The sequence below is a fragment of the Daejeonella sp. JGW-45 genome, assembly GCF_029360805.1.
In the GTDB taxonomy this organism is placed as follows: Bacteria; Bacteroidota; Bacteroidia; order Sphingobacteriales; family Sphingobacteriaceae; genus Daejeonella.
Genome location: NZ_JARKNC010000010.1, coordinates 594,223 through 607,037 on the forward strand (window position 1 = coordinate 594,223; position 12,815 = coordinate 607,037).

Genomic DNA, 12,815 nt, shown 5'->3' on the forward strand with positions numbered 1-12,815 from the left:
AATATCCTGTCCATTGTGAGAGTTATCGCCAGTAAACAGGCAGGCGGGATTTACTTTAATCTACTGCTATATGTTAATCAAGTACACAGAAGAATTGTATGCTCAGATGGAAGCGCAATTGGAAAACATTAATGGATCATTGAAGGAAGCTATTCAGAATTTAACGGAATCGCTCTTTTGTATTACAACTACTTTAAATCATTTAAAGAAGTTTATACAGGAGCACCCTTTTAAAGATCCCGAGGATGAGATTGATTTTTTTAAGAATATTAAGCCAAGATTTTACTGCTGGTATATTTATGTGATTGAGCTATATCAGATACTTTCAGCCGTACCCAGCGGTACAGATCAGATGATCAGAGATTTTTTTATGGATGAGCTAAAGATCATTAATAGATATTTTACCATTCATCAGTTTTATTACCAGTACTTCCTACGGAGCGAGACCGCGCTGGATGACAGCTATTTTCTGCGTGTCAACCTCGTTCCTTTTCCAACGGGCTCTGAACAGACCGCTGTTGATCCTGAGTTCTCTACTAACCAGGATTATATGTTCTCCAAATTTCGAGCTTACGAGATGCTGAGATCATTCCTGATCAGGAGGCTAAAACTTCTTTACCAAAACCCGGATAATGTTTTTATCGCCGAGTTACTTGCCGGTAAAAGAAAATGTTGGTCTGGTGACAAAGTAGAACTGATTGAAGTTGCCTATGGGATCTATTATACCCATAGACTAAATGAAGGCAAAGCAGAAATCGGGGATGTTATTGAATGGCTGGAAGATAGTCTTCAAATTGATCTAAGCCAGGCTTACCGTATGTTCCTTGATATCCGCAGGCGAAAAACACTTAGTTATACGAAATATCTGGACGAAATGCGTGACTCAATCCACAAGCACATCGATGAAACGAACCGTTATAAACCAAAGACTCCCAAGCGACAAAATATGTAATTGCTTAGCGCTGTCAATAAATCTTTACCAATATTTTGAAGTTGGTAAAGCCCCTTCTGCATCATCCACAACTTTGTTCCCAGTGACAACACGATCTTTGACATTGGGGGACGAAACATTATCCTGCGAGAAGCGGGAAATTTTGCGAAGGTGAGATTATATCAATAATCTGAAAGCGCATTGGCAGGCGAGGGCCCGGTTCGTAGGAACCGACGTGAGTAATCCCGAATATATAGAACCAGTATCCGCATAAATTTGGTGCGGATACTGGGTTAACCAGGGGGCAATTTTGCCCCTTTTGTGTTTATATACTATTCAAAATACTATCAATAAACTTAATTTATATGTTATGTTCTTAAATGCAAATGAGATCCGGGAGAAAGTTTCCCTTGTGGATCTGTTAGGCCGTTTGGGCTATGCTCCGGCTTATAAATCCGGCAAAGAGCTATTCTATCTTAGTATGCTCCGGGAAGAAAAAACAGCATCGCTTTGCGTCAATGAGCAACTGGGATTATGGTACGATCATGGCGGGCCAAACCGCTCCGGTATTAAAGGAGGGAATGTAATCGACCTCGGGCTAGCCTACTGGTTCCCTCTTTCCTTTGCAGAAGTGCTTGAAAAGATTAAGGATACCTGTTCAGTTGAAATTTCAAAAACCCCTGCTCAGAGAGATCTGACTCAAAAAAGCAGGCCCAGGATTGCCGTTAAACTCCCAAATTATAAAATTGAAGAGATAAAACCACTGGGCAGCAATCCCGCCATTACCGGTTACCTACAATATAGAGGGGTATGGGAAACTGCTACGGAACATCTGAAAGAGATTTACTATTATATAGAGGACATGAAGAAAGATCGAAAGCTTTTCTTTACAGCAGGATGGAAAAATGAGAATGGTGGGTGGGAAGTGCGAAATAAGTATTTTAAAGGCTGCCTGGGTAAAAAGGGAATGAGCTTTATTCAGGGAGAAGATAATCGATTAGCCGTTTTTGAAGGATATTTGGATTTCCTAAGTTGGAAACATGAGCAAGCACTAAACAAGCCAACTGTTTTAATCCTTAATTCCTTGTCTTTTATCTCAGCTGCTATTGACCGTGCTTCCAAATTTGAAGTGGTGGATGTGTTTTTTGACCATGATCAATCCGGTAAGCAAGCCACGAAGCAACTGCTATCCGCCATTCCTCATGCCAAAGATCGCTCAGATCTATACAATGCATATAATGATTACAACGAGAAACATATGGCAGATCAAGCTTCGCTATTTCGCATGAAAACCTCCAACGATGTCTTTAAAAACCTTAAAGTTGGTTTTAGCAGGTGATTATTTATAATCCTGTTTTATACGGAAGGGATCAGGCCTTACCAGAACAGTTAGTTTTTTATCATGCAAAGGTATCCCAATCTGCTTTTAAACCGTCAAGGGTAGATAAACCCGATGAAGAATCGGGCCCTTGACATTTTAGCAGATCGCTTCTATACCATGCATTAAAAAACTAAATTTTATTGTTATGGAAAGCTTGATTTTAAACCTTCAGTCAGAAAAAGTAATAAACAATTACATAAACGAGAACCATCTTGTAAAGTATGAGAGGGGGATCTTAAACGAGATCTTAACTGCTATTAATGAAAGCGATTCCGGACTACTTTCCTGGTTTAACGGGTTTGGTACATCGTTAAGACATATCACCATGAATCTATATGCTTACCGTAAGCAACTGGAATTTGGCTTTACTGAAATCAGTTTTGACCAATACGGCTGGTTTTTAAGACCTGAATTTTTAGACCGCGAGGATCTGATCTTTGGAAATCCAGACCGGTATTCAGAGCACAGCATTATTCACTTAGGGAGAGGTATATACCATATATGGACATACTCTCTTAATTATAGCTACGGTATGGCAGGTGGAGGAAGTTTTATATCGGTTTATGATAAACACTTTAAGAACCGTCAGGATGCATTAACCGCTGGGCTGAATGAGCTAAAGGAAATGATGTCATCAAAAGTTGGTAATAGTGATAACTCAAATTACAATCAATCTATACTGACTGCTACACTGAAGGACATTGCAAAGTTTGAGGTTAGTATGATTCAACTTAGCCTGTTTTAAACAGCTTTTGTATTGTTAATTCCTGCTAATCCTTTATACAAGTTGCTGGATAGTCGTATATACGGATAGCTACCTATTTGTATAAACAACTTTTTAAATAGCCTGATAACTGAATAACCATATATACAATTACCGGCTTATATAACTAAGCTCATAGCGATATATATAAATAGATATTTAGAGGTTAATTTATATATCTGTTTATGCCTTAATCTAAATAGCCGATCATAATCATAGCCAGGAAGTCTAATCCAAGCCATAAGAAGAGCCCCAGAAAGCTTTAGCCTTTATATACATTAGCATACCATCTTCTTTAAACGGTATTAGCCCTAGTCTTTGTTTTTTTACCGGCAAGTTGTGTTTTTGGGTACCCAAAAACTCACTTGCCTTTGACCAGCCTAACCCCTGAAGGGGAAAGGCTGGACAAAGGAGTGAAAAACCGCGCAACTTGGTTTTTCTGCAAAGCGCCTTAAAGCCCATCCGAAGCCTAATGAAGAAAGCAACTAAGAAAGTCGGCAGGCCGGAAATGGCATCCGGAAAACGAACTAAGATCATTAAAGCCAGGCTGACAGAAGACGAATTTAATCAGATCTTGATTATTGAAAAAGGCCTCGGTATCACTCGTATGGAACTCATCCGGACCAGAGTGCTTTACAATTCAAATAAGGTTTTGGTTGATGCAGGGGAGCTTTTAAAACAGCTTGATGCTATCGGCGCAGAAATGGGCAGAGGTGGAAATAACATTAATCAACTGGCCAGACATGCTAATATACTCAATAATGAAGGGTTGCTCACTGAAAGCGTAGCCAGAGAATTTAATGAACTTTTTCGATCCTACATTAATATCCAACGAGAATTGGAAAAAGGGATCCGGCAAGTTATTCGACTGATGAAATCTTAATCTATGATTGTAAAAATCCTCGATAAATCCGCAGCCTTTAAAGGGGTAAGTTATAACACCAGCAAGGTCGAAAATGATAAAGGCGAACTCATGAGGGTACAAAACTTCGGGGCTCTACAAGGTTTGGATTGTTTACGGCCACAGGATTATATCAATTACCTTGAAGCTCAATCTGCCCAAAGCACCCGGACAAAGTTTCCGCAATTCCATGGTGTTATTTCGGCCAAAGGAAGATCGCACAGCAAAGAGCAGCTAACTGACATTGCAGAGCAATGGCTTAAAGGAATGGGCTACAGAAATCAGCCTTATCTGCTGATTTTCCATAAGGATACGAAGAACAACCACATACACATGGTTACCACTCGCGTGGGAAAAGATGGCAGGAAGATCTCTGATTCTTATGAAAAAATAAGAGCATACCAGGTATTAAACCGGGTATTAGGGATGGACGAAAACAAGGTTGCGATAGCAGATATTCAAAATGCTTTATTATATAGTTTTTCCACCCGGGCGCAGTTCATGATGATTTTAGAAGCACAGGGTTATGCCCTGACTTTAACAGTAACGGATTATAAGATCAGCAAGTTTGGTAAAGAACTGTCTCAAATGCCAATAAAAAAGATAGATGAGAAAATAGCTGACCATCAAAAAGATAAAGAGCGTATCAGCCAGCTGCGGTCGATAATTGAAAAATACAGGCTAAAAGTAAATCCAGAAATTTATACCGTAACTCATGATCTTCCCGGAGGAAAGAAAAAAACAATAACCGGCTATTCTTCTAACCTGGCTGAAATGCTTAAGGCTAAGTTCGGAGTTCAAATACTATTCCATGCGAAAGATGGTAACTCACCTTATGGATACACCATCCTTGATCATGCGCGGAAAGCTGTTTTTAAAGGTAGCGAAGTCATGTCCTTAAAAGAGTTTATTGACCCTTTACAACCCGGAATAAAACAGGAAACATACCCCGAATTTTCTGAAATAATGAAAGGGATTTCTCAAGACAATCTGTCTTTTGGTGAGGAAACTCTTAAGGAATATTCAAGTGAAAATCAAAATCCAGATGAATCTCATGCTTTGAATGCTGAAACTTCAGCCGATCCGTATGATACAGGAATATCAGGTGAGCTGCCTGAACTGCAAATAGATATTGCTACTGACATTGATGATGAAGCGATATACGGCCGGAATCGGCGCAAGAAAAGAAAATCAAGAACAAACACCCGATAACTTTATAAAATTTATGAAATGGTTATACTAATAGGCAACCAAAAAGGCGGCGCAGGCAAGAGTACGCTCACCCTGCTATTTGCCAATTATTTAGCTACCATTCGCAACCGAAGGGTAACTGTACTAGACATGGATTACCAGCAGTCCATCGTTTCCAAATCTGAAAAAGCGAAGATTTTAGAAAATGAACCGGACTATGAAGTGATCCCCTCAGATCTCAAACATTTTCCCATGCTGCTAAATGTGTTAAATAAGAATAAAGGGGAGATCGTACTCATCGACTTGCCAGGCAAGATGGACGATGATGGCCTGATCCCCGTGTTCCTGGCCGGAGATATGATTTTATGCCCGTTTAATTATGATGAATTTTCAGTAGACTCAACCCTGCTGTTTGCAATGGTCGCCCGGAAAATTAATAATCATGCGCCATTTATTTTTATTCCCAACCGTATCAAAAATACGGTGAAATACGAAACCAGGCTTGAAGTGGAAAAGGTATTACAACGTTTTGGTGTAATTACGCCCGGCATTGCTGACCGCGTAGACTTCCAAAGGATCAGTACGGTACATACACCTCTTATCCTGTTACCGGTAATCCTTCCGATCCTTGATCTGGTTTATGAAGCATATCTTTTGAAGGAGGAACAGCCATGACTGGTATTAAATCCCTTGCCGACGAACTTAGAGAAAAGATCCGATCACAGGACACAGAAAATGCGGTAACCCCGAAAGGAAACCCTCCTGAAAAATCTAAAAAGCCTTTTTCACTTAAAGCAACCGATAAGGAAATTACATCCCTGTTTGGTGCCCTTGATGCGTACGAGCTTTGCGGCTCTGACAAAATGCTTATTCGCCTTGATACCCGGACAACCAATTTGCTAAAGCAACTAAAGCTGGCAAAAGGCATTGACATGAACAAATTCATTGCCTACAGCCTGCAAGTTTTCCTGGAGCAGCATCCCTGGCTCAGCTCTTATATTAAAGAAACCCTTAAAAACACAGACTTATGACATGGACAAATTTTTTATTGATCTTACTAGTGATTTATCTTACCTACTATGGGCTGAATGTAATCTTTGATCTTTTTATGACCCGCAAACAACCAGGGTCCGAAAGTGATCAGGAGGTATTGTTTTTTAATGAAGATACCAGCCCTGAACTGATTACTTATGAAGAAGAGTCGGAAGCTCCAGCACCTCCTTCGGCACCGGAAAACCCAGAGCCGGACGCTCCAAAACAGTCCAACTTTACTTCGGGTCTGCTTAGATCAACCGGAGCCGTGGGCATCAAAGAGCTATTCAATCTGGCAAAGGATGACCTCATCGAATATACCAGAGCGATCCCTTATTAAACTTTATAGCTTATGCGCATGATTTCTTCACGTTCACCTTAATCAAATTCCAGGATGAAAATCATTCCTCAATTTTTGAAGGCAGCTTTGGCTGCCTTTTTTGTTGCCTTGCCTTTTTGTTGCTTTGCTCAACAACCACCAGGTATAAATGAATTCTATCAGGTAAGCGGCGAAATGCACCGCTGGTATTTCAGTCTGTCCGATCTGGTTTTGGTGATCGGTGCGATCAGCGGGATACTCGGAGGTCTGCGAATCTATACCAACTGGCAATCCGGCAAACATCATCACATCGATGCTCAAGTTATGGGCTGGTTCTTTTCCTGCTTGTTCTTAACGCTGATCGGTGCCTTTCTCAGAGCTCTGTTCGGGGTCAATTAACTCTTCATTTAAACATTAACCTTTTAATTCTTACTCTTATGACAGGTAAAACTCAAAAACTGTTATCATTTGCTGCGCTGTTTACTGTAGCAGTACAAACCGTCTTGGCTCAGGGCGGCGGCGGCACAACCGGAATCAATGCAGCAACATCTTCGCTGACAAGTTACGTGGATCCGGTATCATCACTGACCCTTGCGATTGGGGCGGTAGTAGGAATCATAGGAGGTGTACGAGTATACATCAAATGGAATTCCGGTGATAATGACATCAACAAAGAGCTTATGGGCTGGGGAGGATCCTGCCTATTCCTGGTTTTGGTGTCTGTGGTTATTAAGGCATTTTTCGGTGTCTGATGATCCGCAAATTTTCCATATACAAGGGGCTGCAGAAACCCCTTGTATATAAAGGATTTAAAGGAAAGTTTATTGCCTGGGGTATCGGGTCGCTGGCATTAGGGTTGGTATCAGGCGGCCTGCTGGGTGCCCTGACAAATATGTATCTGGGTGGGATCGTAACCATACTGTCCATTACCGGAGGACTTTCCTATACCTTTTTCCAACAGAAGAATGGCCTGCATTCAAAAACTCGCCACAAAGGAGTCTTTATACATCCCATCAATTTAAAAATAAAATATGCAAACACATCAAAAGACCGCATTTAAAATGCCCTATGCCGGTATTGATCCTGATGATGGTCATGCTGTACTGTATGGGGAAAGAGGTGATTTCTCAATGATCTTTCAGATACGTAACCCTGTTTTGCAGTACGGTGCAGATCCTGACGCTTATTCAGCTTACCATCACCTCTTGCTTAACATGATCAAAATTCTGGGTGAAGGATATATCATCCAGAAACAGGATGTATTCTCCCGTCAAAAATATCAGCCTAAGCCTGCCACAGAATTCCTGCAACAGAAATATAATGAACATTTTGAGGGAAGGGAATATACCAACATTAGCACCTACCTTATTCTGACACGTCAGGTTAAAAGAGGGGCATTTTATGTGTACGATAAGAAAGTGCTGAACGATTTTCATCAGCACCGGGGCAAAATATCTGACCTTTTGAACGGCTCAGGTTTGAGCCCTCACCTTTTGAATGAAACAGAGATCAATTGCTATATCACCGCTATCCTGGGTATGGAGTTTTCATCCGGACACGCTGTCCTGGATAACATCCTTTCCGGGGATCAGCAACTAGGAATTGGTACAAGGGCAGTTCGTAGTATTAGTTTAATCAATACAGATACGATAGACCTGCCGGAAAAGCTCGGCACATATACTGAAAAGCATGATGGTAAGAACCTTCGTGAATTCCCGGTTGATAACCTTTCCTTCCTGCATCAGGTACCCGGTTATCAATGCATCGTTTATAATCAGGTGATTGAGATTCCCGGACAACAGCTTACACTGAATAAACTGGAATTAAAACGTAAACGGCATTCCGGTGTGCCTGATCCGGCCAACCTGATTTGTGTGGAGGATATTGATCAGCTTCTTGTTGATGTGGCCAGGGAAAATCAGCTGCTGGTAAATGCTCATTATAATATTATAGTTTGCGCAGAGGCTTCCAAAATTAGCAAGGCCGCCAATTTTATTGAAGCAGCACTTTTCCAGCAAGGTATTATCCCTTCACGCAATGCCTATAATCAACTGGAGCTTTTTCGCTCTGCTCTTCCCGGCAATGCGGTAGAATTGAAAAAATACGACTGGTTTTTAACGACCTCGGACGCTGCGCTATGCTTTTTCTTCAAAGAATCCATGCTGACAGATGAGGACTCGGATTTTCTGATCCGTTTTACCGACCGCCAGGGAATCCCGGTAGGTATAGACCCGGCGGATTTACCGATGCGTACTAACCGAATAAATAATCGCTCAAAATTTGTTCTGGGAGGCAGTGGAAGCGGAAAATCTTTTTTTATGTGTGCGCTTCTTGAACAGTATATGCTTTACAATATGGATGTGGTCATTGTCGATGTAGGCCATTCATATTCCGGTTTGTGTGCCTACTTCGGTGGTAAATATTACACTTATACCGAAAAGAACCCTATTACGATGAACCCGTTCGCTATCAGCGAAAGTGAATATAACATTGAGAAAAAAGATTTTTTAAAAACCTTGATAGGGTTGCTTCTTAAAGGAGCCGAAGGCTCGATTTCTCAGATAGAAGATACCATATTTTCCAATGTGATCTCAGCATTTTATTCTGACTACTTCATACCGGAATCTAAAAAGAAAATAGATGCTCTAAATTTTGATTCCTTTTATCATTATTCGGTAGAGAAGATTAGAGAGATCAAAGATCATGAAAAGATCAGTTTTGACCTTGATGAATACCGTTATGTTTTAAAGAAATTTTGCAGAGGCGGTGAATACGGATCGCTCTTAAATGAAACCTCTGATGCTTCCGTATTTACTGAAAGGTTTATCGTCTACGAAATAGATTCCATCAAGGAGAATAAGGTTTTATTTCCCATAGTGACTCTGATCATTATGGATGTGGTTTTACAGAAGATGCGCCACCGCACAGGACAACGTAAAGCCCTGATCCTTGAAGAGGCCTGGAAAGCTATTGCATCACCCTTAATGGCAGGGTACATTCTTTATTTATATAAAACCATGCGCAAATTCTGGGGGGAACCTATTGTGGTCACCCAGGAGCTTGGAGATATTTTGGGTAATGCGGTGGTCAAAGACAGTATCCTGAATAACTCTGATACCATTTGCCTGCTGGATCAAAGCAAGTTCAAGGAGAATTACGATGATATCGCAAAACTGCTTTCATTAACACCAATTGAACAGAAAAAGATCTTCACCATTAATCAACTTGACAACAAGGAAGGTCGTGGAAAATTTAAGGAAGTGTATATCCGCAGGGGATCAACCGGCGAAGTTTATGGTGTGGAAGTATCGCTATTTCAATACCTGACGTATACCACCGAAAAGCCGGAAAAAAATGCCGTTGAAACCTACATGAGGGCTTACGGATCTTACCAGGCAGGGCTGGAAGCTTTTGTTTCCGATCTGGAGCGAAGCAGCTTGAAGCTTGAAACATTTGTCCGAAAAGTTAATCTGGAAGGGATACTCCCAGTTGGTTCTTTAGAATATTTTAAACCTGATTTTATATGAAAAAGCTAATCTCAATTTTAGGGTTTTGCCTGCTGGTTTTGCCAGGTTTTACCCAGATCTACATCGATCCGGCGACAGCCGGTGCAACGGCAGCCCATTCAGGAATCATTAATGGCCAGCTTAATAAAACCAACGATAACCTGACCCTGATACAGCGCGGACAACTGGCGGTAACAGGGCAACTGGTAATAGTAAACGACTTGCAAAACCAGATTTATAAAGGTTTGAGTGAGGTATCGGGCGTGGTCCGATCATTACTTGCGGTAAAGGATATTACCGAAATCAGTATTGACATAGTGGAAGATGTAAACAAGGCGGTCACTATTGCCCAAAGCAATCCTGCGCTGTTGCTATTTGCGGAAGGGGGTGCCAGGGAGTTTAAAACACGGGCTACAAACCTGGCCGCAGAGGTCAGTTCATTTGTATTACAAGGTGGTAAGAGTAACCTCATGGATTCGGGGGAAAGGGCAAAACTGTTGAACAGGATCGTTAATGAATTGATGATCTTACGGGGTGTGGCCTACGGTATGTACCGCTCCATGTACTGGGCAAAACAGCGTGGGATACTAAATTCTCTGAACCCCTATGCGGGGTATATCAATATCGATAAACAGATCGCTGATGATATTATCCGAAATGCCAAATACCTGAAGCAATGAAATATTTTATTCTCTTCTTGATCTTGTTGGGCATAGTGTCTGAAGGATCAGCCCAGATAAATGTACAACTCTTGCATCAGTTAGTGGCCGAAAGCAAATCAGAGCATAGCAAGCAAGAGGAAGCTAGAAATAAACAAGCCATTACATCTGCAAATGAAGAAGTGAACCGTTCTCAAATGAGCAAGCTTAAAACCAAATACCGCGAATTGCAGAGCCGCTTCCAAACGCTCGGATTGGCAATAGATGCTACACAGATTGGATTACAAGCTGCGCCTGTTATCACAGAAATCATCCAGCAGCAAAACCTTATTTTCCAGCAAGCAGGTAACGACCCATTATTGATATTGCTTGCCTATAACGCTGAAATGGACATGGCTGATCAGGCATATTTACTAAGTAACTACTTGTACGGACTGGCAATAAGTTTCGGTGATCTAAACCAGATGAAATCCAGCGACCGCAAAATACTGTTCAGCCATGTTTTGACAGAGTTGCGTAGGATCGCCGGGGCATCGAGAGGGCTGGCAGCAACGATGTACTACGCCAGCAGGAAAAAAGCACTTCAATCTATAAACCCCTTTGCAGACTTTATCAATGAGGATAAACGATTAGTTGATGACATCCTGCGAAAAGTCGAGCTTCTTAAAAACCCCTGATCTTATGAAACACCTTCTTTTTTTTTTACTATGGGTTGGCTGGTTGTCTGGTTTTGCCCAGGTTGTGGTTTTTGATCCCAGGCACTTTGCAACGGTTAATGAAAACGGAGCAGTCCGCCTAGTAGCCGAAAATACAAACAATAACTACCTGAATACGATCAATAACCGGCTGGATGATATTAACCTTAATATCACTTCCGTTGTAATGGTACAAACGCTCATCCGTAACTCTTTAACTCAAGTAAACCAGGCGCTCAAAAGCGGTTTGACAGTCATACAGATCGGGCAGATCTCCAACGAAATCATTCAGGAAAGCAACGATATGATTGCGATTGCAAAGTCAAATCCTGTATTGCTTTTGTTTGCCGAAGATGTTGCCCGGCAGATGAAATCGCGTGGCGTTAACCTGGTCAGCGAAGTATCCGGGTTCATCTTAAAAGAAGGTGATAATGTTCTGATGGATTTTGAAAAACGAGATGCGCTTCTCCGCAAAGTTATCCTGGAGCTAAGGGTAATGCGGGCTTTATGTTACAGTATGAGTCGATCCATGTACTGGGCAAAAGTGAATGGAGTACTGAAGACAGCCAACCCATACCGTGATTTTATCAACCAGGACACCAGACTGGTAAATGATATCCTGTTTAAATATAACCTCCTAAAAAAATAACGATGAAAATAATACGAATATTAATCCTGCTCCTCTTAGGCTGCAGGTTCGCTTTTGCACAAATGGTGATCAATGATGAATCTATCCGTTATCAGCAAGAGCGGATGGTGTTTAAACAGTGGGATAAGAATAAATTTACTCCAAAACCTGGTTTTTTAAGTCTTAATCCCTTGTACTGGCTAACCTGGGCCTGGTATCCTGATTACCAGAAAAAAGATCTGCGCCCCTTGGGACCAATAGGGCCCCAGACTCAACGTCTGATTTTTGTTGCTGCGATGCAAAACACGGAGAATACTTATAAATTACAAGCAGACACTTTGCGAAATACGGCAGTCACCGAAGCAGTCAACTATTCCGGCATAACCTCTGCTGCCGACCCATTATGGTTGTTGTACTATCGGCATGAATTCGATCCTCTAATAAATCAACAGGATGACGAATTACTAAACGGCCTTACCCAAAAAGAAAAGGATTATCTGAACCGTAGCGGGGTATTGAGTTGGTACCAGGAAGAAAGTCATGCCTTGAATGAACGGCTGGATGCTGCACGTAATACTACTGTAGATAGAGGATCCCGTATGTTAGCTTATCATCGCCTCCTGTCCGAATACCGCAAGCTGGCTGCAGCATGGGACACCAAGAAGCAAAATGCAAGACTATATCTTTCTCTAGCGGAGTCAGCGGATAAAGTTAAAGGGCGGGGCGTCCCGATTGAGAAAAATACTGGGTACAGAACGGATAAACAGATCGCAGATGATGTACTGAACAAATCCAAGCTTTAAACGAAT

The 12,815-nt window shown here is 41.5% G+C and carries 16 protein-coding genes; all 16 read left to right on the forward strand.

What is annotated here, in order from left to right; translation table 11 throughout:
- The first annotated feature begins 70 nt into the window (after positions 1-70).
- The 16 genes from P2W76_RS16250 (at position 71) to P2W76_RS16325 (ending at position 12,809) form a co-directional block, all read left to right on the forward strand.
- A complete protein-coding gene (locus tag P2W76_RS16250; protein WP_276348951.1) occupies positions 71-952 on the forward strand; it encodes an RteC domain-containing protein in 882 nt (293 codons plus the stop codon).
- A gap of 349 nt (positions 953-1,301) precedes the next feature.
- A complete protein-coding gene (locus tag P2W76_RS16255; RefSeq protein ID WP_276348952.1) occupies positions 1,302-2,270 on the forward strand; it encodes a toprim domain-containing protein in 969 nt (322 codons plus the stop codon).
- Between the two features lie 187 nt (positions 2,271-2,457).
- Complete coding sequence (locus P2W76_RS16260) at positions 2,458-3,057, forward strand: hypothetical protein (RefSeq protein ID WP_276348953.1); 600 nt, start codon at positions 2,458-2,460, stop codon at positions 3,055-3,057.
- Positions 3,058-3,547: 490 nt separating this feature from the next.
- Positions 3,548-3,958: a plasmid mobilization relaxosome protein MobC gene (locus P2W76_RS16265; protein WP_276348954.1), complete on the forward strand. Its 411-nt coding sequence runs from the start codon at positions 3,548-3,550 to the stop codon at positions 3,956-3,958.
- A 3-nt stretch (positions 3,959-3,961) separates the two neighbouring features.
- Positions 3,962-5,188 (forward strand): relaxase/mobilization nuclease domain-containing protein, encoded by a 1,227-nt coding sequence (locus tag P2W76_RS16270; protein ID WP_276348955.1) that lies wholly within the window; start codon positions 3,962-3,964, stop codon positions 5,186-5,188.
- A gap of 18 nt (positions 5,189-5,206) precedes the next feature.
- Positions 5,207-5,842 (forward strand): ParA family protein, encoded by a 636-nt coding sequence (locus P2W76_RS16275; protein ID WP_276348956.1) that lies wholly within the window; start codon positions 5,207-5,209, stop codon positions 5,840-5,842.
- Positions 5,839-6,198 (forward strand): hypothetical protein, encoded by a 360-nt coding sequence (locus tag P2W76_RS16280; protein WP_276348957.1) that lies wholly within the window; start codon positions 5,839-5,841, stop codon positions 6,196-6,198. Before P2W76_RS16275 ends, P2W76_RS16280 begins: the two co-directional genes overlap by 4 nt.
- Complete coding sequence (locus P2W76_RS16285) at positions 6,195-6,539, forward strand: hypothetical protein (RefSeq protein WP_276348958.1); 345 nt, start codon at positions 6,195-6,197, stop codon at positions 6,537-6,539. Before P2W76_RS16280 ends, P2W76_RS16285 begins: the two co-directional genes overlap by 4 nt.
- 54 nt (positions 6,540-6,593) lie before the next feature.
- Entirely contained in the window at positions 6,594-6,917 is a 324-nt protein-coding gene (locus P2W76_RS16290) for a DUF4134 family protein (protein ID WP_276348959.1), read from the forward strand.
- A 38-nt stretch (positions 6,918-6,955) separates the two neighbouring features.
- Positions 6,956-7,270: a DUF4134 domain-containing protein gene (locus tag P2W76_RS16295; protein ID WP_276348960.1), complete on the forward strand. Its 315-nt coding sequence runs from the start codon at positions 6,956-6,958 to the stop codon at positions 7,268-7,270.
- The gene (locus P2W76_RS16300; RefSeq protein WP_276348961.1) at positions 7,270-7,578 is read left to right on the forward strand and encodes a DUF4133 domain-containing protein; all 309 of its coding nucleotides are present in this window, start codon (positions 7,270-7,272) and stop codon (positions 7,576-7,578) included. Before P2W76_RS16295 ends, P2W76_RS16300 begins: the two co-directional genes overlap by 1 nt.
- Positions 7,550-10,045, forward strand: a complete 2,496-nt coding sequence (locus P2W76_RS16305) for a TraG family conjugative transposon ATPase (RefSeq protein ID WP_276348962.1) — start codon at positions 7,550-7,552, stop codon at positions 10,043-10,045. The genes P2W76_RS16300 and P2W76_RS16305 overlap by 29 nt, the downstream gene beginning before the upstream one ends.
- Positions 10,042-10,704 (forward strand): hypothetical protein, encoded by a 663-nt coding sequence (locus tag P2W76_RS16310; RefSeq protein WP_276348963.1) that lies wholly within the window; start codon positions 10,042-10,044, stop codon positions 10,702-10,704. The genes P2W76_RS16305 and P2W76_RS16310 overlap by 4 nt, the downstream gene beginning before the upstream one ends.
- Complete coding sequence (locus P2W76_RS16315; protein WP_276348964.1) at positions 10,701-11,360, forward strand: hypothetical protein; 660 nt, start codon at positions 10,701-10,703, stop codon at positions 11,358-11,360. Before P2W76_RS16310 ends, P2W76_RS16315 begins: the two co-directional genes overlap by 4 nt.
- Before the next feature lie 4 nt (positions 11,361-11,364).
- The gene (locus P2W76_RS16320) at positions 11,365-12,027 is read left to right on the forward strand and encodes a hypothetical protein (protein WP_276348965.1); all 663 of its coding nucleotides are present in this window, start codon (positions 11,365-11,367) and stop codon (positions 12,025-12,027) included.
- A gap of 2 nt (positions 12,028-12,029) precedes the next feature.
- The gene (locus P2W76_RS16325) at positions 12,030-12,809 is read left to right on the forward strand and encodes a hypothetical protein (protein ID WP_276348966.1); all 780 of its coding nucleotides are present in this window, start codon (positions 12,030-12,032) and stop codon (positions 12,807-12,809) included.
- The last annotated feature ends 6 nt before the right edge of the window (positions 12,810-12,815 follow it).